Raw genomic sequence first — 23,561 nt, forward strand, 5'->3', positions numbered from 1 at the left:
TGTCGTTGCGCCCGGGCGTGACGTGCTCGATTCGATACTCACGGTCACCGTGCCGTCACCACGTCGAGCCGTGCCACGCGATCGATCCCTGTCACCCGCATCGGCCCGCGGACCTGCCGGAACGCGGCGCCGGCGGCCGCCGGGTCGGCGCACGGCGAGAGCGCGCGCGTGGTCGAGGCGGTACGGAGGGCTGGGGCACACACATCCCCGATGGTAGCGATACGGCTGCGCCGCTCCGCCGCCTCCACGGACTTGCCGGCGATGGGCACGGTGGACTCGCTCACTTGTTGCTCCTGACAGTCGCGCTTGCTCTCGGCTTTCGAGAGCCCGGTCAATCACCCGGAGCACCCCACCGCAACTGGAGGGTTGCCGGCCAGCGAGCCGGGGCTTGGCGCTGGCGCTCATGACCTGCCGTGGATGGTAACAATCGGGCACGACCGGGGCGAGGGTTGGGCTCGGCCGATTCGAGGCGGACGTTCGCGGCGTATGTCCGTTTCCCTGTCGATCGCCATCGGGCCGGTGTGACGCGGGTAGCTCTCAATGGGACCGCCCCTGTCAGTGAGACCCAGCGCACCAGTACGCTTGTCTTGTTTAGCACCAGGCGTCTCGTGGACAACGCGGGGCGTATACGTTGTCTGTTGAACAGCTGGGGTCCGCTCACAAGCGTGCTCGCCTGGCCGTGCAATGGGAGCACACCTTCCTTAGGAGGACACGAAGATCCATGTCCAAGATCAAGGTTGAAGGGACCGTCGTCGAACTCGACGGCGACGAGATGACCCGGATCATCTGGCAGTTCATCAAGGACAAGCTGATCCATCCGTACCTCGATGTGAACCTCGAGTACTACGACCTCGGCATCGAAACCCGCGACAAGACCGATGACCAGGTCACCGTCGACGCGGCCAACGCCATCAAGAAGCACGGCGTGGGCGTCAAATGCGCCACCATCACCCCCGACGAGGCACGTGTCGAAGAATTCGGCCTCAAGAAGATGTGGCGTTCGCCGAACGGCACGATTCGTAACATTCTCGGCGGCACCATTTTCCGCGCGCCGATCATCATTTCCAATGTCCCGCGTCTGGTTCCCGGCTGGACCAAGCCGATCATCATCGGCCGTCACGCCTTTGGTGACCAGTACCGCGCCACCGATTTCAAGGTGCATCAGGCCGGCACCGTCACGATTCAGTTCACCCCGGAGGACGGCTCCGAGCCGATCGTCCACGAAGTGGTGAAGATGCCCGAGGACGGCGGCGTCGTCATGGGTATGTACAACTTCAAGAAGTCGATCGAGGACTTCGCGCGGGCGTCGCTGAACTACGGCCTGCAGCAGAACTACCCCGTCTACATGTCGACGAAGAACACCATCCTGAAGGCCTACGACGGCATGTTCAAGGACACCTTCCAGGAGATCTTCGAGACCGAGTTCAAGGACGAGTTCGCGGCCGCCGGACTGACCTACGAACACCGGCTGATCGACGATATGGTCGCCTCCGCGCTGAAGTGGGAAGGCGGCTACGTCTGGGCCTGCAAGAACTACGACGGCGACGTGCAGTCCGACACCGTGGCGCAGGGCTTCGGCTCGCTGGGCCTGATGACCTCCGTGCTGCTCACCCCGGACGGCCGCACCTGTGAGGCCGAGGCCGCGCACGGCACGGTGACCCGCCACTTCCGGCAGCACCAGCAGGGCAAGCCCACCTCCACGAACCCGATCGCCTCGATCTTCGCGTGGACGCGGGGTCTGGCGCACCGCGGCAAGCTGGACAACACCCCCGAGGTCATCGGCTTCGCGCAGACCCTCGAGGACGTCGTCATCAAGACCGTCGAGAGCGGCCAGATGACCAAGGACCTGGCGCTGCTGGTCGGCGGCAACCAGGGCTATCTGACCACCGAGGAGTTCCTCGGCGTGCTGGATGCGAACCTGGCGCGCGAACTGAGCTGAACGCTCACGACCGGCCGGAATCCGGCGCGGCCGGTAGACATATCCGGGCACCCGCCCCCACCGATCCCGGTGGCCGCGGGTGCCCGAATTGCTTTCCGCACCCCATCGCGTGAGTCGAATCACCCCGGCCGCCGGTATCGCCGCGGCGACCGCGCGTGTTGGCCACACCCATGGCCGACTCAGCTCCCGTGCGCACCGCACCACCCGTCGACTTCCCATCGGAGTCACCCGCGAGTGCCGCGTCGTCCCGTGCGGCGCTCGGCTCCGGCGCGGCGCCGCGGACTCGCACCGATTGGCACATTCCGGCGATGCTCGCGCTGGCGCTCGGCGGTTTCGGGATCGGCACCACCGAATTCGTCACCATGGGACTGCTGCCCGACATCGCCGCGGACCTGCATGTTTCGGAGCCCACCGGCGGACATGCCGTCTCGGCGTACGCGCTGGGCGTGGTGGTCGGCGCGCCCGTGATCGCGGCGCTGTGCGCCCGGATGCCGCGCAAGCGCCTGCTGATCGCCTTGATGGTCGCGTTCACCATCGGAAATATCGCCTCGGTGCTGGCCCCGGCCTTTCCCGCTCTGGTCGCGGCCCGGTTCGTCGCGGGCCTGCCGCACGGCGCCTATTTCGGCGTGGCCTCGCTCGCGGCCGCCTCGCTGGCTCCGGTGGGGCAGCGGGCCAAGGCCGTCGCCGCGGTGATGCTGGGCCTGAGCGCCGCCAATGTGGTGGGCGTCCCCGCCGCCACCTGGCTGGGGCAGGGCCTCGGCTGGCGCGACGCCTATGTGGTCGTGGCCGTCATCGGGCTCGCCACGGTGTTCGCGATCAGCCGCTTCGTACCCGATCTGCACGGGGTCCGGGTGACCGATCCCCGCACCGAACTCACCGCGCTACGCCGTCCGCAGGTGCTGCTGACGCTGCTGGTCGGCGCGGTCGGATTCGGCGGCATGTTCGCGGTCTACACCTACATCACCTCGACCCTCACCGACGTCGCCGGCCTGGGACAGGGCCTCGTACCGATCGTGCTGGCCCTGTTCGGCCTGGGGATGGTCGCGGGCAATATCGGCGGCGGCGTCCTCGCCGACCGCGGCGTGGACCGCTCGATCTTCGTCGCACTCAGCGCGATGGTCGTCATCCTCGCGGGTTTCGTTGCGGCAGCCCACAACCCGTTCACCGCCGCTGCGGGCGCCTTCCTGGTCGGCGCCTCCGGAGCCGCACTGGCTCCCGGCCTGCAGACCCGCCTGATGGACGTCGCTGACGACGCCCAAACCCTCGCCGCCGCCCTCAACCACGCGGCGTTGAACATCGCCAACGCGGCGGGCGCGTGGCTGGGCGGGCTGGTGATCGCGGCGGGACTGGGATACACCGCGCCAGCCGTCGTGGGAGCGGGCCTCGCCGTCGCGGGGGTGTTCCTGTTCACCGTCACTGTGTGGTCGGCTCGCCGGGTGTCATCGCACCACCAGGCCGCCGTCGGCCGCGGCTGATCGTCTGCTCCGGGCGGGAAGCTCAGTGTCGGTGCGGTACGGCAGCGCGTGACGATCCGACCGCGCCCTACTCCTGGCAGTGAGAAGCCGTCCCGGCAGCTCGCTACGATGACGGCGTGCCGCATACCGCTGACCGGACGGTGACACGACCGCTGCCGAAATCATGAGTGCCGCTGAGGTTTCCGCCGCCGAATTCGACACCGACTTCGGTGGCTTGCATCGAGCCACACCTCGAGCGATTCATCGGTTGCCGTCCGCCTTTCCGTCCGCCCTGCTCGGCTCCGGCCGGCCGTTGACGCTGCGGGGCTCCGGGCATTCCTGCGCGGGGCAGACGGTCACCGCCGGCGAGCTGCTCGTGACGTACGCGCCCGAGAGCGCGACCCGGGAGATCCGGGACCTCGGCGAGGGATTGTTCGAGGTCCCCGCGGGTGCGAGCTGGCACGGGCTGGAGCGTTATCTGAACCGGCGCGGCCGGGCGTTTCCGGTTCTGCCGAATTATCTGCACATGTCTGTCGGGGGCACCCTGTCGGTCGGCGGCGCCGGGTCCGAGTCGATCCGATCCGGCTGGCAGGTCGACCAGGTGGAGCGCATTCAGTTGATCGACGGAACCGGAAGCAGCCGTTGGTGTTCCCGAACCGAACACGGCGAGTTGTTCCGGTTCGCGCTCGGCGGACTGGGCGCCGTGGGCCTGATCGAGCGAGCGGTACTCCGGACGGTGGAATACGAGCCGCGGATACACGAGCATCGGGACGATCACGCGACGCTCGGCGCACTGGCCGAACATACCGCCCGAGTCGCGCGGGCCGGCGACGTCGACTCCTACTGGGGAATGTCCCGGCACGGCCGAATCCGGTCGGTAACCGGATGGCGTGGCGACGGCCCGGCCCGACCGTGTGCCGGCGAGAACTGCGCCGTCCTCACCGAGTCACCGATGTGGGAAACCGATCCGCATGCCGCACCGCCGCCTCCCGCCGATCGGGGACGGATGTGGGCCGACTACGTGGTACCGGCGGAACACTGTGTCGCGATGTTCGAAGCTGTTGCGGCGCAGCTGGATCGGGCTCCCTTCGACGATCCTTCGACCATGATCTACGCGCTGGTCGTGCGCCGTCCGACCGACGCGGTTCCCTTCGCCTTCGCACCGGTCCTCACCGCACCCGTCTCGGTCGGGGTGGGACTGTATGCCACCGTCGACCGCGATCCGGCCGCCGAAGCCGCTGTCAGGCAGACCTTTCGCGACTTGCAGCGACGCTGTTGCGAGCTGGGCGGCCGCCCGTACCTGTACGGAGTCGTCGACCTCGAAGACGCGAAGATTGCCAGCCTCTACGGCGACGACCTCGATAGGCTCGCCGAACTCCGTGCCTTACTGCGGCTCGGGCACGTCAACGCGAATCTTCCGATTGTGCGAGCGGCCGTGCGGGCCTGAGCTCGGTCTCGGAGGGATCTCCCACGTCGGTGTGCCGTAGACGTTCAGTTTGTCGATGCCATGTTCCGGTGAAAAGCCGAGTGCGAGCGCTGAAGAACGCCATATCGCGCCACAGGACCGCGCGGCGTGACCCATCGCATCGATCGCCCGTGTGCTGCCGTGGTGCCGCACCGCCAGCTCACGTACGAGCGCGTTGATGTCGTCGGAGCGCTTCGTAGCCAAAGACACGGTGTATGAAGGGTCTTCATCTCCGTGGCGGGTGCAGCAGACGAAGTAGCTGAAGTCGTGCAAGTGGGCGGCGTCGACACCGCACCGGGTGAATTCGGACAGTGTTTCCCACGCGGACTCGCCGAAATAGCGGACCAATTTCATCGGCACCGCTACGTCTCGGGAGCGTGCTCGCAGGTAGAGCTTGTACGTCGGGCGGGCGTGCGCGTCGACCTCTATCGCCAGCCCGGCGTTGCGAAACAGATCGTCGTTCACGGGTATCGGACACAATCCCTCGAACCCGGGCCACCGTCGGCTCACGGCCTCGAAGGCATCGGCCCTCGCGGCCCCGCTGCAGTACACCTTCAGGCCGGCAAGGCGATCCGGCTCGGCGGGGTGGTGCACCATCCCGAGCCACATCGCCGGGCGTCGACCCCACTCGATCGCGGCAGGATCAGGGTAAACAGTGGTGACGAATGCGTGCAGAAGGTCGACCACCTCGTCGTTCCCATCCGGCAGCCAGGAAACCAGCCGCGCGATGGCGGCGAGGTATGCCTCCAGCCGAACCGTGAACTCCGGTTCCCAGGTAGTGGTTTCGGTGATGTAGCGCAGCAGGCGGGCGGAGTGTCCCCGCCCGCCGGTCACGCTGGCTTCGAACGGTATCCCGGACAGTGTGATCCCGCTGGAGCGACTCCCGCGCGGTGTGTGTGTGTCCAATCGGCCACCACAGGCCAGAAGCAGCACCGAGCGAAGAGATTCCGGCGTGCAACCGGTCCCGATCCGCTCGGCGACATCGACCAGGAAGTCCCCGGCCGACCGGGCCGTCGCGGCTGTCACGTCTCTTGCGTGTCGGTGCTCGGCGGGCGTGCGGAGGTCGTCGACGACGCGGAGACCACTGTGGTCGGTTGGACGACGGCGTTCGCCTGTAGCTGCCCCTCCTGGCTCGGATCGCCTGCACCGGCCGGTCGGAAGAATCCTCCGAACTTACCGAATGCCCCGTTGTCGTAGTTCGGAAGGTCTTTCAGATCGACGTGCCGCATCTGGCCGTCGGTGATGATGTAGTAGTTGTCGGTGCCCTCGCGAACGATTACCGCACTGCGATCGGCCCATTGCACGACATCGCCGGTATGCAGATTCGAAGGGTCCACCGGGGTCGCCTGCGCGTAGGCGCTGCCATACGCGGCGGCCGCATCGCTGCCGTTCGGATTGTTGAACGCCCTGTTCACGGCGTCGGCCACGACTGCCGGAACCTTCTGCGGCGTACTGCCGTCCGGCAGTTTCATGTCGACCATGGAATTGCCGATATGCGGGGGCGTGCCGGAAGCCGGCGTGGCCGAGACGGCCGATGCCGGATTGGTGTAGGCGGCCTGCTGCGCGGTGGCGCCCGTCGCCGTCTGCGCCGCATTTGCCTCGGGCAGAAGCGAATTCGCCTGTCTTCCGAGAGCGGAGGACAGGGGGTTCTGGCCGTACTGCGATGCGGGGTTGTTCTGATTACCCCCCTGGTTCATGAATCCGCCCGACCCGAAGTTCCCCATCGGATTATTCATGTACCCAGCCAAGGGATTCATGGCCCCCATTTGCGGGCTCGCGGACGCGGCGCTCGTGCCGGCCGAATTCTGACCGGTGGTCCCGGCGCCGCTGGTGTTACCGGTGAGGGCGTTCGCTATCTGGTCCCATGCCGTGGAATCGCCCGAGGCCGTGCCACTGGTCGAATCGGTGCCGGTACCGTCGCCGGTACCTGTGCCTGTTCCGCTCGCTCCGTCGGTATTCCAGGGATCCGTGATATCGGTCGTATCGGTCTGGGATTGGCCGTCGGTGAGACCGCCGAAAATGTCACTGTAGTCCGTCTGGTCGGCTAGATCGGTGGTGCCGGAAGTGTCGGAGACGGGCGTGTAGGGCGTCGCCGGCGCTGCGGGCGCCGCGGGGGCCGCCGGTGCGGCGGGCGCCGCCGGTTTCTCCGGTTCCTTCGGACCCGGATCGTCGACATGGTCCGCTTGCTTCTGAAACTTCATCGCCGTGTCGTCATAAATCTTGTTCCATTTGTCGACGGCGGTTTGGATGTGGCTGACGTAGTACTTCTGCTCTGCTTCCGGAGTGAGTACGAAGTTGTCGTTCTCTGTCTTACGGGTGTAGACGGTTTCGTCGGGGCCGGTGGTGTTGGCGCTCACATGCGGTCCGGGTAGGACTATCGTGTTCCCTTTCTGGGTGTACGTGCTGTAGTCCTGCTGGAGAAAGCCGTTGAGTTCATCCTTTACGCCCCGGAGCTTGGAGGCGCAGTCGAGAAGGTCCTTCTGGGTGGTCTTGGTCGTGAAATTGACGTCCTTGCTTTTATCTTTATATGTTTCCTCTCGCGAGTCGAAGGTCTTTTTGAAGGTGTCGTACCTGTCTATGACATTGGACCATCCCTCAGGCTTGTCGAGTTGGTGTTGCTCCAGTAGGGAATTGAAGTCCGGTGCGTCCTTCGGGTTGCGCGAGCCGAGTGAATCGAATCCGGCCTGCATGGTGTCCTGAGTGTCCTGGATCAGTTCTAGGAGTGACTGACTCCGCCCTTTGGGAACATAAAGGAGTACCTCCTCGAAATGCTTCTTGCCATCGCTGGGGAGAAAGCCGAAATCTTTGTCAAATTTAGCCGGAGCGTCGGTCTTCTCGTTGTCCTGCTTAGTTTTCTGGGCATTTTTGTACGCCATCGCTTCGTCGAGGTTATCGTCGCCCAGCGCCTTGGCGAGCTCTTTGTAGTCGCTGTCTTTTCGTGGATCCCAGTTGCCCTCATTGCGCAGCCCGATCGACGTTACGAGATCTTGTCTATCGTCTTTGTCCAGGCCGTTCCAGACTGTCTTGAAGTCTTCCGGAGACAGCTCGTCGAGTTCTTTCAGAATCTTGAGCGATTCGTCTTTGGTGTATGTGTCGTCATCCCAATTGACGTTGTGAGTATCTTGGATCTCTTTGATCAGTGTGCCGGGATCCTTACCGGTCATCGGATGCTCCTCTCTTCGCCGTGGAGCCCCGGGCCCACAGGGAAACTCGGATATTCGGCGGCAGATGAGCCGCTGCGGCCGGCTGAGCCCGTATCGACAGAAGCGGTGTTCGCGGCCGGCATCGGCACCTTTTCTATCACGCTCCGGAGTTGCGGATGTTCGGCAATCTGATCGTGGACGTACAACACGTCGCGCAGCATTCGGCGGTCATTCTTTCCTGTGAGCATCAGCGATATCAATTCGTCGGCCCGTCGCTCGAATGTCCGGCTGCGTTCCATATCCACATCCGATGGCGGTGAGACACTGCTGGAAATGACGGCAGAGGTGGCCGCGGGACGCGATGAGGCGGGCGGCGCGAATACGGCCGAGAAGGACGCGATACCGTCTTGGTCGGCTGGAGGGGAGAGTGGCCGAGTGTTCGCGGGAACCCGGTCTCCGGCCCCGAGCGAATTCAGAACCTCCTGTCTCCGGATTCGCTGCGCCCAAACCTCCGGTGTGGCGTCGGACATAGCCTGCCGGGCCAGCGCATCGGCGTCGCGAGCCAGTTGCGCGCAGACCGCGCGGATGTCGGAGTCCGATACCTCGGCTGCACGCTGTCGAGATGTTGCGGAGCCACCGGCGTCGAGTCGATCGAAAAGACCCGCGCCGGGACTGGACAGGTCGACGGAGGTCTCTGTCGCGACCACCATGTCCGCGATAGCGACCTCGTTGCCCTGGGTGACACGCACGTAATCGTCCACCCCCGACGACGATGCGAGGGCGCGCAGGTGTCCGCGTTTCGCCCGAGCGGCGTGGTAGGCGAATTCGGTGACGATCCGCGCGGGGTCGGAGTTGTTTTCGAACGCTGTCATGGCTATCCGGCCCTCGGCGTCCAGGATCGAATCCCATTGCCATGGAATCAGAACCTCCGAGGGGACGAACAAGCCGGCGGGCAGCCACCCACGCCCTTCGGTCGACGTCAGCAGGACGACAGCGCCTTTTCTGTTCCGCACCACGCCGGTCGCCCACTCGACGCCCGGCGCGGAATCGCCGACGGCGAAGAGTACGGCGCTCAATAGTGTCCGGGCCAACGTCAGATCATCTTCCTCGCCGTCACCGACTACCAGCTGCGGCAGGCCCTGCCGGTGGCCGCGTACGGGCTGGGACGAGACCGAGAGCGGTCCTGGCCGCAGCGGTCTCGGCGGTTGGGGAGCCGGAACGGCGGACAGCGGGCCCGTCGGCCCCATGGGCGGCACGGCAGCGGTGGTCGGTGCTTCGGACTGCGTACCGGTCCCGTATCCGGCAGTGAAGACCCCGGCACCTCCTGGCGTGCTGTGCCCTCCGGGCATTACATGTGCGAGAGGTGGCGCCGACTCGTCGACGCGATGTTCGGGGCTCGGCATCGAATGCGAAGCATCGATGGGCGTAACCGGATTCGCTCCGGCAAACGCCGGGATGCTGCCGTGACCCGGCTGCCCGGGGGTGGCCGTCGCCGGACCGGTCACCCCGTCGGTGTGGCCGCCGACGGGCCGCGCGGGAATGTCCGGCATGCGCTGCGGCGAATCATTCGATATGCCCGGAGTTTTCGGAGTGTCACCGTCCAGTGCGCTGGGCCCATGAGTTACCGGACTCGGCCCGCCATGCTGACCGGCGTTGGAAATCTGCTGTCCCCCGGAGAGTTCGGTGTTTTCCATCCGTCCGGCCGCGGCTCGCAGATCGTGTGCGGTCCGTTCGGCCGACGCCGCCTGGGCTTCGGCTTTATCATGGCGTTTCCGGTAGTAATCCTTCAGCGCCCCGTGCATCGGATCTGCGATAGTGCCGTAGCCGTCCGGAAACTCCTTCAGCCAGCCCTCCGGAATCTCGCCCCATTTCCGCATGGCAGCTGCGTATCTCTCGAGTTGCTCGGCGTATACGCGCAGCTGATCAGGATCAAGATCCAGATAATTTGCCATAACTGGCCAATCCTCCCGCCCAGCCGTCCGAGCCTTATTCTTCTGGGTTCCCAGTGGTGGAGGGCTTCGGCGCGTCCATCTCCGCCCGCCACAGTCGTGCCTTCTCGGCCAGCGGCACATGGTGATGGTCCTCGTTCATCGCGATTCCGTACTGCCGGCGCGCGTTGACGGTGCTTTCCCGGATGGCAGCCACGATCTCGGCGACCAGCTCGTCGTTGCCGAAACGATCGCAGGTGCCGGGTGCGAGATACAGGTCCGTCAGCTGGCCGTACACATTGACCTCGGGAATCACCATCCCGCTCGGCGAGGGTCGGCGTGCGACTATGCCGTCGGCACGCTCACGCATTTCGGCGATGCGGTGCTTCAGTTCTCGTCCCATCGCCATCGCCACGCGTACATCGGGGTGAAGTTCTCTCATCAATCCTCACGCTGCTCCGGCGAGACATCTCGACATGTCGGCCCGTGAGCCCTGCCGACTCGTCGAACAGAGTCAGGCACAGCCCGTCACCGACTGGTCGATATTCAGTCTCTCAACTCGAGTCGCCGCCGCGTGGTGGTGTGATTTCCCACCGTGGGGAAGTGGCTGCTTGCCGCGGCGCCAACCTCCGCTCGTTCCCGCCCACGGCGTGGTTGAGTGATCCGGAGCAGGCGGCAGCACTCGACCGGGAGGTCAGGATGGATCCGCAGGTACAGGGGAGCGGCGGTGGTGATGCGCGGCGGCGGGCGGTGCTGTATGCCGCCGCGCGGACCGCGCTGACGACGATCGGGCTGGTGGCGCTGTATTTCGTGCTGCCCCTTCATCATTTGAACGAGCTGGGTCCGATTCTGGGCTTGTGCGGTGGTCTGGTCGTGGTCGTCGTCCTCATCTACCGGCAGGCCACGCGCATCGTCGCCGCGCCGTATCCCGGGCTGCGCGGGGCGGAGGCGCTGACCATGATCGCGGTGGCCTTCATTCTCATGTTCGCCACCACGTACGTGCTGATGTCGGCGGCCGAGCCGGACAGTTTCTCGGCGCTGCTGACCCGGATCGACGCGCTCTATTTCACGGTGACCGTACTGGGGACGGTCGGTTTCGGCGATATCGCGGCGACCTCGCAGGCGGCGCGCGTCGTGGTGACGGTGCAGATTCTGGCCGATCTGGCGCTCATCGGCGCCGGGGTGCGGGTGCTACTCGCCGCGATACAACGCGGACGTGCGGCGCGCGAGCCCGAATGAGTTTCATGCACGTGTGTATGTAAGTGTAGGATTTCCGGATGGCCAGATCTGTCGTCGGTAAGCCGCCGCGTCGTACTCAGGAGCAGCGCAGCAGCGAGATGCGGGTGCGATTGCTCGACGCGACCATCGATTGCCTGGTCGAATACGGCTACGCGGGTACCACGACGCCGCGCGTCGCAGAGCGGGCCGGGGTCACCCGCGGCGCGCAGGTGCACCACTTCGGTTCCAAAACCGATCTGGTCGTAGCCGCTATTTCCCACCTGGCGCAGCGGCGCACCGAGGCCGCGATGAAGGAGCTGGGCCGGTTGCGCGCCGGTGACGATCCGATCGGCGCCACCCTGGACGCGATGTGGGAGCTGCACCAGGGGCCGCTGTTCATCGCGGCCATGGAGCTGTGGGTGGCCGGCCGCACCGATCCGGTGCTGGCCGCCGAGGCCGAGAAGGTGGAACCGTTCGTCAACAACGCCGTTCTGATGGCGGTATCGCAGCTGGTCCCGGATGAGTTGCGGCGCAAGGAAGTCCGGGACTTCGCCTATACCGCGATGGATACCCTGCGCGGAATCCTGGTCTCCAACTTCGTATCTCCGGATCCCGAGCGTGCCCACCGCCGTTGGCAGCGCGCTTCCGCGCACCTGCGTCGTGCCGCCGAATCCGCACTCCCGGGCCTCGGAATCGGCGGCTGACGCCCGTACCGCCACGCCGGTGCACCGGCGTCAATGCGCGAGCTGTATCGAGCTACAGAAGCGCCTGTACGTATCAACACAAACGTTCTAGCTGGGTATATACCCAGATCTGACGGCGAAAGCGCACACCCTATTGCGTCTTTACATACAGCTCCGTATGTTTGTTTTCAGTTCGATCGGAACGGATCGACCACTGCCGCTCGCGGAGCGGCCGACTGGGAGAAGGGTGGTTCGATGACGAACAAGGTCTACGTCGTCGGCGTCGGAATGACGAAGTTCGAGAAACCGGGTCGGCGGCAGGTCGAGGAGGCCGACGGCACCACCCGCGCATGGGACTACCCGGATATGGCCCGCGAATCCGGCACCAAGGCGCTGGCCGATGCCGGGATCGACTACCGGGAGGTGCAGCAGGCCTACGTCGGCTACGTCTACGGCGAGTCCACCTCCGGCCAGCGCGCGGTCTACGAACTGGGGATGACCGGTATCCCGGTGATCAACGTGAACAACAACTGTTCCACCGGCTCCACCGCGCTCTACCTTGCGGCGCAGGCGATTCGGGGCGGGCTGGCCGACTGCACACTGGCGCTGGGCTTCGAGAAGATGCAGCCGGGTTCGCTCGGTTCCACCTGGGACGACCGCGAGCAGCCGATGGCCAAGCACATGATGGCGCTGGCCGAGATCTCCGAGGTGCTGTTCCCGCCGGCGCCGTGGATGTTCGGCGCGGCGGGCCGCGAACATATGAAGCAGTACGGCACCACCGCGGAACATTTCGCGAAGATCGGGTACAAGAACCACAAGCATTCGGTGAACAACCCGTATTCGCAGTTCCAGGACGCGTATTCGCTCGACGACATTCTGGGCGCGCGGATGATCTACGACCCGCTCACCAAACTCCAGTGCTCGCCCACCTCGGACGGTTCGGGTGCGGTGGTCCTCGCCTCCGAGGACTTCGTCGACCGGCACGGTCTGGCCGGGCGCGCGGTGGAGATCGTGGGCCAGGCGATGACCACCGATTTCGCCTCCACCTTCGACGGCACCGCGAAGAACCTCATCGGTTACGACATGAATGTGCAAGCCGCGCAGCAGGTTTACCGGCAGTCGGGCCTCGGCCCGCAGGACTTCCAGGTGATCGAGCTGCACGACTGCTTCTCCGCCAACGAACTGCTGCTCTACGAGGCGCTGGGCCTGTGCGGCGAGGGCGAGGCCGGCGGCCTCATCGACGGCGATCAGACGACCTACGGCGGCAAATGGGTGGTCAACCCGTCCGGCGGCCTCATCTCCAAGGGCCATCCCCTGGGGGCGACGGGTCTGGCTCAGTGCAGCGAGCTCACCTGGCAGTTGCGCGGTGACGCCGACAAACGTCAGGTCGAGGGCGTCACCGCCGCCCTGCAGCACAACATCGGCCTCGGCGGAGCCGCGGTAGTCACCGCCTACCAGCGCGCCGAGCGCTGAAAGTCACCACACCACAAGCGAACTCGACGAGGAGTACGAGCATGGGTCACATCGAAGCCACCAAGAACCTCAACGCCACCCCGGACGCGCTGTGGGCGGTCGTCTCGGATCCGCAGACCTGGGACAAATGGTTCACCATTCACGAGCGCTGGATGGAGGAGCCGCCGGCCACGCTGACCGCTGGCTCGAAGCTGGTCGCCAAGATCATGATGCTCGGCATGGCCAACAAGATGGAATGGGTTGTCGAAGAGGTGAATTCGCCGAACAACCTGGTCCTCAGCGGTGCCGGGATGGCCGGTGTGAAGGTGAAGTTCTCCTTCGACATCGCACCCGAGGGAGCAGGCAGCAAATTCTCGGTCTCCGGGGATTTCGAGGGTGCGCTCATCAAGGGCGCGCTGGGCAAGGCGGTCGAGAAGGACGGCGCCAAGCAGCTGGACACCACCCTCGAACAGCTCGACGCCCTGGCGACGGCCTGACGAGATGGCGACCGAAACAGGGCCCCGGCCCGTGGAATTCGACGATGCGGGCCTGAACGTCTGGTCCGACGAGGAGCGGTTCGAGGTCACGCGGGAGCGGATCGCCGAGTACGCCGCCGCCACCAACGACCCGATTCCGGCTCACCTGTCCGGCGACATCGCCGCACCCGTCTTCGCCATCGTCCCCGTCTTCGAGGCGATGATGATGCCGGTGATCGACGTCGTCCCGATGGACATCTTCGGCCGAGTCGTGCACGGCGAGCAGGACTTTCACTTTCACCGCCCGATCCGGCCCGGTGATCGGCTGGTCTCGCGGGCCAAGGCGATCGGCTACGAGGGCCGCGAGAACGGCACCACCATCACCATTCTCATCGAATGCCGGGACTCCGGCGGTGAGCTGGTCAACGAGCAGTACCTGACCGCCTTCTTCCGCAACATCGACGTCGGCAAGCAGGTCGGTGAGAGCGCGCCGCCGCACAAGTTCGATCCCGGTCTGGAGGCGCAGCCGCCGCTGGCCCGGGTCGCCGCGCATGTGGACGACGATCAGACCTACCGCTATGCCCCCGCCTCCGGCGATCCGGTGCCGCTGCACCTGGACGAGCAGGTGGCCAAGGATGCCGGACTGCCCGGCATCATCGCGCACGGTCTGTGCACGATGGCGATGTCGTCGTGGGCCGTTCTCACCGAGGTCGCTGGTTCCGATGTGCAGCGGTTGAAGCGGTTCGCGGTCCGCTTCTCGAAGATGGTGTTCCCCGGCGACGATCTGGAGACCCAGATCTGGAAGGTCGGCTCGACCGGCTCCGACACCACCTACGCGTTCCGCACCGCACGCGGAACCGATCTCGTTCTGACCGACGGCCTGGCGGTCGTCGCCGACAACTCGTAGTCGAGGAGACTGTCATGGGTGTTTTGGATGGGCGGGTCGCCGTCATCACCGGCGCGGGCCGCGGCATCGGACGCGAACACGCGCTGTTGTTCGCGCGGGAGGGCGCCTCGGTCGTGGTGAACGACCTGGGCGGCAGCAACGCAGGGGAGGGCGCCGACGCCGGACCGGCGCAGGAGGTGGTGGACGAGATCCGCGCCGCGGGCGGGAAGGCGGTGGCCAACACCGACAACGTCGCGCAGTGGGATGGTGCGAAAAACCTGGTGGACCAGGCGATTTCGGAATTCGGCACGCTGGACGTGGTGATCAACAACGCCGGCATCCTGCGCGACGGGTTCATCGCCGGCCTGGAGGAATCGCAGTGGGACGCCGTCATCGCGGTGCACCTGAAAGGCCACTTCAATGTGCTGCGCCACGCCTCGGCGTATTGGAAGGACCAGTCGAAGGCCGGTAAGCAACCCAACGCCGCCGTCGTCAACACCGCCTCGGCCTCCGGCGTCACCCTGCCCAACGCCGGCCAGGCCAACTACGGCGCGGCCAAGGCCGGTATCGCCGCGTTGACGCTGGTCGCCGCGGAGGAATTGGAGCGTTATGGCGTGCGCGTCAACGCCATCGCCCCGATGGCACGCACGCGCCTGACCCTGGCCACACCCGGAATGGGGGCGATCTTCGCCGCCGAGGTGGGCGAGGGTGAATTCGATGCCTTCAGCCCGGCCAACATCTCGCCGCTGGTCGCCTACCTGGCCACCGACAAATGCCCGGTCACCGGCAAGGTCTTCGCCGTCCAGGGCGGCGCCATCTCCGAGCTCGGCGGCTGGCACGACGTGAAGACCATCGAAACCGACGGTCCCTGGCTGATCGACGACATCGCAGCCCGGCTGCCCTGACGCAGAGGAGAACGACGATGTTCGAATGGTCCGAGACCGACGAGATGATCCGCGCGGCCGTGCGCGCCTTCATCGACAAGGAGATCCGGCCGCATCTGGACGCTCTCGACAGCGGTGAGATGCCGCCGTATCCGATCCTGCGAAAACTGTTCGGCGAGTTCGGCATCGACGTCATGGGCGCCGAGGCGATCGAGAAGATGCTCGCCAAACAGCGTGCCGCCGAGGCCGCGCCGGACGAGGCCGGCCAACGCGACAAGAAGCCCAGGGCCGGGGGTGACCCGTTCGGCGAGCAGCAGTCCTTGATGGCGGTGCTGATCAGCGAATTGTCCGGCGTCAGTATGGGTTTGGTCGCGGCGATGGGCGTCTCCATCGGCCTCGGCGCGGCCACCATCATGTCGCGCGGCACGCTCGCGCAGAAGGAGCGCTGGCTCGCCGATATCGTGACCTTGAAGAAGGTGGCGGCGTGGGCCATCACGGAACCGGATTCGGGTTCGGATGCCTTCGGCGGCATGAAGACCTCGGTCAAGCGTGACGGCGAGGACTACATCCTCAACGGCCAGAAGACCTTCATCACCAACGGTCCCTACGCCGATGTGGTGGTCGTCTACGCCAAACTCGACGAGGGCGACGGCACCGACAGGCGCGATCGCAAGGTGCTCACCTTCGTCCTCGACAAGGGCATGGAGGGTTTCACCCAGGGCAAACCGTTCAAGAAGATGGGTTTGCACTCCTCGCCCACCGGCGAATTGTTCTTCGACAACGTGCGATTGGGCAGAGACCGTTTGCTCGGCGAGACCGAGGAACACAAGGGCGGCGACGGACGCGAAAGCGCGCGAACGAGTTTCGTCGCCGAGCGGGTGGGCGTGGGCTTCATGGCGCTGGGCATCATCAACGAATGTCACCGGCTCTGTGTGGAATACGCCAAGACCCGCACGCTGTGGGGTCAGGAGATCGGACGCTTCCAGCTGGTGCAGCTCAAGCTCGCGAAGATGGAGATCGCCCGCATCAACGTGCAGAACATGGTCTTCAACACCCTCGAACGCGGCCGCGCGGGGAAACCGCCCACGCTGGCCGAGGCCTCGGCGATCAAACTGTACTGCTCGGAGACGGCCACCGAGGTCGCGATGGAGGCCGTGCAACTGTTCGGCGGCAACGGCTACATGCAGGAATATCGCGTCGAACAACTCGCCCGCGATGCCAAGTCGCTGATGATCTACGCCGGCAGCAACGAGATCCAGGTGACCCACATCGCGAAGGGTCTGCTGGGCCGGTGATCAGGGAATCCCGGGTCCGCTACAACGGCGTGCGGACCCGGGCGTTGACCACCGACGGGGCGGGTGTGCCGATCCTGCTGCTGCACGGCTTCGCCGACTGCGCCGACACCTGGCACGGCGTCCTCGCGGAACTGGATCGGCGGGGCCGGGCGGCGGTGGCCGTCGACGTGGTCGGCCACGGCGTAGCCGGCGCGTTCGCTCCCGGGCCATTGCTCGCGCAGCTGGATCGATTCGTCGACGGCGTGCTCGAAACCACCGGACCTGTTGTGGTGGCGGGCAATTCGCTCGGCGCCATGATGGCGGTTCGGGCAGCGCAGCGGCGGCCGGAATCGGTGCGGGCCGTGGTGACACTGGACGAGCCGATCCTCTCGGCCGATCGGATGGCCCGCTTGGCCCGGGGTGCGCGCACCCCGGCACTGGTCGCGCGGCTGGGGACGCTGCCGGTGCCCGCCGGCCTGGCGCGCCGCCTGGTCCGCCGGTCGGCGCGCACACTGCTCTACGGCCGTCCCGCAGGCGCGGACCCGGTGGTGCTGGACCGCTGGTGTGAGCGCTACGGGCAGCGGGAGCGCATGTTCTGGCTGCTCGAACACGCGGTCCGGTTCGCGCACGAGACGGTCGCGGGGTATTCCCTCGACGCCATCGACTGCCCGATGCTGATCGTGCACGGTCGCAAGGACCGCATCATCCCGCCGCAGGCCAGCCGGGAACTGCATCGCCTGGTGCCCGGCAGTGAGCTGATCATTCTGCCCACCGCCGGGCACTGTCCGCAGCTCGACGATCCGGCCGCGGTCGCGGCGCTGATCGCCGATTTCGCCGACGCGCAGCGATCCGCTCGGACAGCGAAATAGGCGCGCTCGCAACAGGTTCCGCGGCCCTGTGGATCCGGTGCGGCCGGTCATCCTCTGCTCGCCGGTGTGATCGAGGCCGGCATCACGCTCGAGACGGAGAGAACACGTGAGCGAACATCAACAGCCCGCGCGGACCCTGTGCGCGGCCTTTCAACGGACGGCCGCGCGTTGTTCCGACCGCATCGCGCTGCGCGGTCCGACGGGAACACCGTCATTGACCTGGCGCGACTACGCCGCGCGAGTGCGGGCGATCGCGACGGGTTTGGCCGCCTGCCATGTCCGCCCCGGCGACACGGTTGCCCTCATGCTGACCAACATTCCGGAATTTCACCTCGCCGATACGGCCGTCCTCCATGCCGGCGCGGTGCCGTTCTCGATCTACAACACCTTTGCCCCCGAACAGATCTCCCACCTGTTCGACAACGCCGGAAACCGTGTGGTGATCACGGAGTCGAACTTCCTGGAGACGATCCGGGCCGCCGACCCCCAGGGCCGCATCGAGCTGATCGTCTGCGTGGACGGTCCGGCCGACGGCTGTCTCACCCTCGACGAACTGGCCGCGCTGCCCGATCCGGATTTCGACTTCGACGCCACCTGGCAGGCAGTCGACGAGAATGCGCTGGCGACGATCGTCTACACCTCGGGCACCACCGGACCGCCCAAGGGCGTCGAGCTGACCCACGCGAACCTGCTGGCCGAATTCGCGGCGGTGGAGTCCTTGCTGCCGGTCGGGCCCGACGATCGGGTGGTGTCGTATCTGCCCGACGCGCACCTGGCCAACCGGGCGTTCTGCCACTACAACAACATCGTCGAGGGTGTGCAGATCACGACGGTCGCGGATCCGAAACAGCTGATCGAGGTTCTGCCGCAGGTGCGGCCGACGCTGTTCCTCGCGGTGCCGGCCATCTGGTACAAGATCAAGTCTGGCATCGAAGGGGTTGTGGCACAGCGGGATCCGGTCACACGCCGGATTCTCGAGCACGCCATCGGCGTCGGTACGGAGGTGGCTCGGCGGCGCAGTGATCGACGGCCGATTCCGTTGCCGCTGCGGGTGCGGCACGAAATCGTGCAACGGACCGTACTGCGGGCGCTTCGCGCGCGCATGGGTTTGGACGAGGTGCGTGCCGCATTGAGCGGCGCGGCGCCCATCGCCCCGGATGCGATGGCGTTCATCCTCGGTTTGGGCCTGACCGTGTGCGAAGCGTGGGGGATGACCGAGACGTCGGCGGGCGCCACGGCCAATCCGCCCGACGCCATCCGCATCGGCACCGTCGGAAAACCGCTGCCCGGCACCGAGGTCACCGTGGCCGACGACGGTTGAACTGCTGGTCCGCGGTCCCCTGGTGATGCGGGGATACCGCAACGATCCCGTCCGAACCGCGGAAGTCCTCGACAGCGACGGCTGGCTGCACACCGGCGATATCGGCGCCATCGACGCCGACGGTTACGTGCGTATCGTCGATCGCAAGAAGGAGCTGATCATCAACGCGGCGGGCAAGAACATGTCGCCGTCGAATATCGAAGGCGCCGTGCGGGTCTCGTGTCCGCTGGTCGGCACGGTCGTCGCGATCGGCGACAACCGCAAGTATGTGACCGCGCTGCTCACCCTCGATCCCGACGCCTGCGCCGCCGTGCGTCCGGACGGCGCCGATCCGGCGTTGCCGTCGGCCGATACGGCGCGGTTGACCGCCGATCCGGGACTGCGTGCCGCCGTGGACGCCGGAATCGCGGCCGCGAACGCGCGGCTGGCGCGGGTCGAGCAGATCAAGCGCTACACCATCCTGCCGACGGTGTGGGAACCCGGTGGTGACGAACTGACCCCGAAGATGTCGCTGAAACGGAAGGCGATCAGCGAGAAGTACGCCGCCGAGATCGACGCCATGTACCGGGATTGATGGCGGCCGGCGGATCGGCGCCGAGGGGTTCGAACCGATCCGCCGGCCTTTCTCACACCGCCCGCAGACGCGTGCGGCTGGCATAGACGTGCTCGGCGATGAGGGTCGCGATGCGGTCGGGAGCCTCCAGCATCGGGACGTGCCCCACGCCGTGCACCAGGATGCGGTCCGCCGTCTCGGGCAGTTCCCGCAGAAAACGCTTGGCGTACATGCGATTCGGGATGATCCGGTCGTATTCGCACATCAGCAGCCGCACCGGCGTCCGCACCGTGGACAGATCGTCGAGGACGGCCATCCGCAAACCACTGGCAATCAGGGGCAGCATGGCCGCGCAGTGGGTTGCCGACATGATCGCCGCCTCCACCCCGCGCCGGGGCGCCGCGGCGACGTTCTTGCTCAGCAGCATGGCGGTGGCACGCCGGACCGGCGCGCTGAACCGGATCGAGGCGGGCAGCCGCTTGCCGATTTCCACGATGGGCACCAACGTCAGGAACTCGAGCCCCACGCGCAGCTGGGCCAGCGACGGATTGTGCCATCCACCTGCGGGTGCGATGGCGGTGAGGGTGCGGGCCCGGCCGCGGCGGGCCAATTCGAAGCCGACCCAGCCGCCGAGCGAGTTGCCCGCGATATGGCAGGTGCGCCAGCCCAATTCGTCGAGCTGACCCTCGACCCGGTCGGCGAGCAGGTTCACGTCGATGTACCAGCCACTGAGGTCGGAGCCGCCCCAATGCCCGGCGAAGGCCGGAGCGAACACCTCGCAAGTAGCGGACAATCGGGACGCGACGTCCTCCCAGCAGTGCGGCGACATGAGAAAACCGTGCAACAGCAGCAGGGGATCACCCGATCCGGTGTGCAGGGCTGTCATCGGCGCAAGGGAGGTGGCGGGTTGGGTGGTGCCGGACGTCATCGTCGTCACCCCTTCCGAATCGGTGGCGGCCTGCTGGGCGTGGCCGCGATGTCCGCGAGGACGGGTTGATTCCCGCATTGTACGGTCGATACGTGGCCAGCATCATCAGTTCCGTCAACGTCAATGGCATACGCGCAGCTACCGGCAAGACCGGGAAGGGGATGCTCGAATGGCTCGCAGTGACCGAGGCCGACATCATCTGCCTGCAGGAGACCCGGGCAACCGATGAGCAGACCCGCAAGGCGCTGGCCTCGGTCCTCGACGCCGGATGGTTCCTCGCCCACGCCGAGCCGGGAGCCAAGGGTCGCGCCGGGGTGGGGATTCTGTCGCGCCGCGAGCCCACGCGCGTGCGAATCGGCTTCGGCAGCACTGAATTCGACGGCGTCGGCCGCTACGTGGAGGCAGACTTCGACGACGTGACGGTCGCGAGCGTCTACGTGCACACCGGTGAGGCCGACACTCCCATGCAGGACGAGAAATATCGTTTCCTCGGCGAACTGGGCGCGCATATGAAGGCGCAGACCCGCGACTTCGTGATCTGCGGCGACTGGAACGTCGCGCACACCGAACTCGACATCAAGAACTGGAAGGGCAACGTCAAGAACTCCGGCTTCCTACCCGGCGAGCGGGCCTGGATCGACGAAATGCTTGCCGCCGGCTATGTCGACGTGGTCCGCCAACTCCACCCGGGCGTGCCCGGCCCCTACAGCTGGTGGTCCTACCGCGGCCGCGCCTACGACAACGACGCCGGGTGGCGAATCGATTACCACCTCGCGCGCGGCGCGATCGCCGGCCGCGCGAAGCAGGCCGTGGTGGAGCGCGCGCCCGAGTACGCGCTCCGCTGGTCGGACCACGCTCCGGTCACCGTGCAATATCGCTGAATCCTGATCGACCGGACGCGGTGGGACCATCGTCTCCACACCGCGTCCCGTCAGCGTGGACGGGAGTAATCGTTGGTTTGTGACACTGCCTCAGCCCGAGTGGCGTACCCCTGTACCCGACCGGTCAGCGGTGGCCTCTCGACTCCAGAGCCTTTCGGATCAACGTCCGGGCAGCCTCACCGGTGACCGACTGCCGCGCCAGCACATCGAATGTCCGGTGATACACCCGAATCTCTCGCGGCTGAGTGATGTTCAACTCTGCGGTGATGTTCTCGACGAGAACCATTTTCGAGTCGAACATCAGGAAACTAGTTGTAGCCGTCTCGAACGGTGCCGTGAACGGGATAACTCCGATGGTTACACGGGGCATACCCTGGACCGCTAGCAGTCGGTCGAGTTGACCGATCATTGTCTGATCGTCCCCAACGGTGGTGTACAACGCTTGTTCACCGATGACGAAGTGGAATAGGTGGCCTCGCTGGTACAGGACTTGTTGCCGTTCCATCCGCTTGGATACCCCTGCGTCCAAATCGTCGGGTATCTGCTGGAACTCGATAACCTTGCGGAGGATGCCTGCAGCGTATTCGGCGGTTTGAAGTAGTCCCGGAACGAGTACCGGCTCGAATGATCGAAGTATTCGAGCCTCGGATTCCCATTTGATCGACTGTTGCTGCCGTCGCTTGGTGCCGGTTCCGAGAACTTTCCGCCATTCGAGGTAGGCGGTGTCTATGTTCTGTCGGGTGGCGTGCAGGTCCGGTAATTGGTCCTGTGCGTTGCAGTCGCGACAGTATGCGGTGATGTCTTCGAGAGACGGTTTTATCCGTCCGTATTCGATTTTAGATACCTTCGAGGGGTCCCAGCCGTTACGCCGTGCGAGTTCGGCACCGGACAACCCGGCAGCAAAGCGAATCTCCCGGAGCCGAGCCCCGAGAGATTCGCGCTGTTGCCCTACGGAACCAGTCACTTGGAGACGTACTCCCGGAACGGGATACCAAGCGACCAGAATCGTTGTTTCAGCCCTAGGGCGTACTTGGCAATGTGTGGGTCGGTGGTGACTGCACCGGACCAGCCGCCGGACTCCCCGAATGCCGAGTAGATGACGGTCTCGTCATCGAACAGCCAGAAATCATCCGGCGGAACTTCCCCGGCATCGTGCCGGGGTAGGTACCGGATGTCTTCGCCCGCATCGGTGTTGAGTTCAGCGACACGCATCGAGAACCGGGTGTAGTCGGTGTGCGGCACCGAGACGATACGCGCCCGCGTCACCGAGACTCCCCGGCTCACGGTCTCCTGCACTAGTTCCGTCCAAGGTTTGAACCATGCGTAGTCATCCGGCTCACCGGCGAGGAATCGCCGGTACGGTCCGCTCTCTCCGGGCTCGGCGTAGGAGTCGAGCACTTCGAGATGGAACGCTTCCCGCTTGCAGGTCCGGAGTAGGTCCGGGAACCCTTCATCGGGTACCAGCAGCATGGCCGTAGAACCTCCGTAGTTGTTTCGGAACCTCGATCGCGGTCTCATCTTCCGCCAAGGTCAATATGCCGAGCACGTCCGGCTCGGTGACCAGTCGGCCGGTGACGCTGAACGTTCCCCGGCCGGTGTCGGTCAACGTGGCACCGATGAACGTATCCGGTTCGGCGAAGCCGGGAAGCAAGTGCGGAATCTCCACTGTGCCAACAGTGTTCGTCTCCCAGCCCTGCACTAGGTATGTGTTTTGGTCGGTGGCGTACAAGCTTGGGCACCCATTATTGGTGCTCCCACCTTTACCGAGAAAACGTAGCTTCATCGCGCTTACCTCCAACGGTGTCATGCATGAAATTGCACATCAGGACTCGATTGTGGCCCTGCCATGCCTGTAATGCACTGCAAATCTTTGGTTCGTGCATGTTTGTGCATGATGGTAGACCGCCGTCCGGCTCGGTTCTTACGGTTCTGACCAAGCCCCGGCACCGGGCCGAACCGACTTCCCCGGTGCCGGGTGCCCTACCACCGGTCACGAGGCGACGGAGACGACATGGACGCAGAGCCAAGGCGCACAAGGCTTTACACCTTTCCAGGTGGAGTGCTGGAGGTGCAGGCGTACCCCGGGGACCAACCGGGGGCCGGCGTGTATCTGGAGTACCGGCAGTCGTGCAACAGCGCTCGGGCGTTCGGTTCAGGCGATGCCGAACGGCTCGGTGCGGCGGACATCGACGCGGAGGGCGCCTGAT

The 23,561-nt window shown here is 65.6% G+C and carries 21 protein-coding genes, 1 pseudogene and 1 riboswitch; of the genes and pseudogenes, 13 read left to right on the plus strand and 9 right to left on the minus strand.

Translation table 11 applies throughout. From position 1 onward, the window contains the following. Window positions 1-44 precede the first annotated feature (44 nt). Window positions 45-284, minus strand: a complete 240-nt coding sequence (locus tag AC5592_RS08530; protein ID WP_063063875.1) for a hypothetical protein — start codon at window positions 282-284, stop codon at window positions 45-47. A 13-nt stretch (window positions 285-297) separates the two neighbouring features. Further along, a riboswitch (SAM riboswitch) is annotated at window positions 298-409 on the minus strand. A gap of 312 nt (window positions 410-721) precedes the next feature. On the opposite strand from AC5592_RS08530, the gene AC5592_RS08535 reads away from it, so the two are divergent. The 3 genes from AC5592_RS08535 (at window position 722) to AC5592_RS08545 (ending at window position 4,840) form a co-directional block, all read left to right on the plus strand. Continuing rightward, the gene (locus AC5592_RS08535; protein ID WP_030513542.1) at window positions 722-1,939 is read left to right on the plus strand and encodes an NADP-dependent isocitrate dehydrogenase; all 1,218 of its coding nucleotides are present in this window, start codon (window positions 722-724) and stop codon (window positions 1,937-1,939) included. 170 nt (window positions 1,940-2,109) lie between these two features. Then, on the plus strand, window positions 2,110-3,414 hold the full coding sequence (locus AC5592_RS08540) for an MFS transporter (RefSeq protein WP_371507154.1): 1,305 nt from the start codon (window positions 2,110-2,112) through the stop codon (window positions 3,412-3,414). A gap of 163 nt (window positions 3,415-3,577) precedes the next feature. Continuing rightward, window positions 3,578-4,840, plus strand: a complete 1,263-nt coding sequence (locus tag AC5592_RS08545) for an FAD-binding protein (RefSeq protein ID WP_063063876.1) — start codon at window positions 3,578-3,580, stop codon at window positions 4,838-4,840. Here AC5592_RS08545 and AC5592_RS08550 read toward each other — a convergent pair. The 4 genes from AC5592_RS08550 to AC5592_RS08565 are packed head-to-tail and all read right to left on the minus strand — an operon-like array spanning window position 4,778 to window position 10,371. Further along, window positions 4,778-5,884 carry a hypothetical protein gene (locus tag AC5592_RS08550; protein WP_063063877.1) on the minus strand — a complete coding sequence of 369 codons (1,107 nt, stop codon included), beginning with the start codon at window positions 5,882-5,884 and terminating at the stop codon, window positions 4,778-4,780. The genes AC5592_RS08545 and AC5592_RS08550 overlap by 63 nt on opposite strands. Next, window positions 5,881-8,022, minus strand: coding sequence for a hypothetical protein (locus tag AC5592_RS08555; RefSeq protein ID WP_063063878.1), 2,142 nt, complete (start codon window positions 8,020-8,022; stop codon window positions 5,881-5,883). The genes AC5592_RS08550 and AC5592_RS08555 overlap by 4 nt, the downstream gene beginning before the upstream one ends. Beyond that, window positions 8,019-9,953, minus strand: a complete 1,935-nt coding sequence (locus AC5592_RS08560; protein WP_198163790.1) for a type VII secretion target — start codon at window positions 9,951-9,953, stop codon at window positions 8,019-8,021. Before AC5592_RS08560 ends, AC5592_RS08555 begins: the two co-directional genes overlap by 4 nt. Before the next feature lie 34 nt (window positions 9,954-9,987). Then, window positions 9,988-10,371 (minus strand): hypothetical protein, encoded by a 384-nt coding sequence (locus AC5592_RS08565; protein WP_198163791.1) that lies wholly within the window; start codon window positions 10,369-10,371, stop codon window positions 9,988-9,990. A gap of 257 nt (window positions 10,372-10,628) precedes the next feature. On the opposite strand from AC5592_RS08565, the gene AC5592_RS08570 reads away from it, so the two are divergent. The 9 genes and pseudogenes from AC5592_RS08570 (at window position 10,629) to AC5592_RS08610 (ending at window position 19,566) form a co-directional block, all read left to right on the plus strand. Continuing rightward, entirely contained in the window at window positions 10,629-11,168 is a 540-nt protein-coding gene (locus tag AC5592_RS08570; protein WP_063063880.1) for a potassium channel family protein, read from the plus strand. A gap of 38 nt (window positions 11,169-11,206) precedes the next feature. Next, window positions 11,207-11,851 carry a TetR/AcrR family transcriptional regulator gene (locus AC5592_RS08575; RefSeq protein ID WP_030513545.1) on the plus strand — a complete coding sequence of 215 codons (645 nt, stop codon included), beginning with the start codon at window positions 11,207-11,209 and terminating at the stop codon, window positions 11,849-11,851. A 234-nt stretch (window positions 11,852-12,085) separates the two neighbouring features. Continuing rightward, on the plus strand, window positions 12,086-13,303 hold the full coding sequence (locus tag AC5592_RS08580) for a lipid-transfer protein (protein WP_063063881.1): 1,218 nt from the start codon (window positions 12,086-12,088) through the stop codon (window positions 13,301-13,303). A 41-nt stretch (window positions 13,304-13,344) separates the two neighbouring features. Continuing rightward, window positions 13,345-13,779, plus strand: coding sequence for a type II toxin-antitoxin system Rv0910 family toxin (locus AC5592_RS08585; protein ID WP_063063882.1), 435 nt, complete (start codon window positions 13,345-13,347; stop codon window positions 13,777-13,779). 4 nt (window positions 13,780-13,783) lie between these two features. Next, window positions 13,784-14,665, plus strand: a complete 882-nt coding sequence (locus tag AC5592_RS08590; RefSeq protein ID WP_063063883.1) for a MaoC/PaaZ C-terminal domain-containing protein — start codon at window positions 13,784-13,786, stop codon at window positions 14,663-14,665. 14 nt (window positions 14,666-14,679) lie between these two features. Beyond that, entirely contained in the window at window positions 14,680-15,549 is an 870-nt protein-coding gene (locus AC5592_RS08595) for an SDR family oxidoreductase (protein ID WP_063063884.1), read from the plus strand. A 17-nt stretch (window positions 15,550-15,566) separates the two neighbouring features. Continuing rightward, window positions 15,567-16,823, plus strand: a complete 1,257-nt coding sequence (locus AC5592_RS08600) for an acyl-CoA dehydrogenase family protein (RefSeq protein WP_063063885.1) — start codon at window positions 15,567-15,569, stop codon at window positions 16,821-16,823. After that, a complete protein-coding gene (locus tag AC5592_RS08605) occupies window positions 16,820-17,671 on the plus strand; it encodes an alpha/beta fold hydrolase (protein ID WP_063063886.1) in 852 nt (283 codons plus the stop codon). The genes AC5592_RS08600 and AC5592_RS08605 overlap by 4 nt, the downstream gene beginning before the upstream one ends. A 106-nt stretch (window positions 17,672-17,777) precedes the next feature. Then, window positions 17,778-19,566: pseudogene (locus tag AC5592_RS08610) on the plus strand (AMP-dependent synthetase/ligase). Between the two features lie 52 nt (window positions 19,567-19,618). Here AC5592_RS08610 and ephH read toward each other — a convergent pair. After that, a complete protein-coding gene (ephH, locus tag AC5592_RS08615; protein WP_232329265.1) occupies window positions 19,619-20,551 on the minus strand; it encodes an epoxide hydrolase EphH in 933 nt (310 codons plus the stop codon). 14 nt (window positions 20,552-20,565) lie between these two features. Here ephH and AC5592_RS08620 point away from each other — a divergent pair, with 14 nt between their 5' ends. After that, entirely contained in the window at window positions 20,566-21,354 is a 789-nt protein-coding gene (locus AC5592_RS08620; protein WP_083870601.1) for an exodeoxyribonuclease III, read from the plus strand. 124 nt (window positions 21,355-21,478) lie between these two features. Here AC5592_RS08620 and AC5592_RS08625 read toward each other — a convergent pair whose 3' ends face one another. Genes AC5592_RS08625 through AC5592_RS08635 form a run of 3 tightly spaced genes read right to left on the minus strand, consistent with a single transcriptional unit; the run spans window position 21,479 to window position 23,161 of the window. Next, window positions 21,479-22,318, minus strand: coding sequence for a helix-turn-helix domain-containing protein (locus AC5592_RS08625; RefSeq protein ID WP_063063888.1), 840 nt, complete (start codon window positions 22,316-22,318; stop codon window positions 21,479-21,481). After that, window positions 22,315-22,824, minus strand: a complete 510-nt coding sequence (locus AC5592_RS08630) for a DUF6879 family protein (protein ID WP_063063889.1) — start codon at window positions 22,822-22,824, stop codon at window positions 22,315-22,317. Before AC5592_RS08630 ends, AC5592_RS08625 begins: the two co-directional genes overlap by 4 nt. Continuing rightward, window positions 22,805-23,161, minus strand: coding sequence for a hypothetical protein (locus AC5592_RS08635; RefSeq protein ID WP_232329266.1), 357 nt, complete (start codon window positions 23,159-23,161; stop codon window positions 22,805-22,807). The genes AC5592_RS08630 and AC5592_RS08635 overlap by 20 nt, the downstream gene beginning before the upstream one ends. Window positions 23,162-23,561: the final 400 nt, after the last annotated feature.

This window comes from Nocardia violaceofusca NBRC 14427, from assembly GCF_963869435.1.
Taxonomy (GTDB): domain Bacteria; phylum Actinomycetota; class Actinomycetes; order Mycobacteriales; family Mycobacteriaceae; genus Nocardia; species Nocardia aobensis.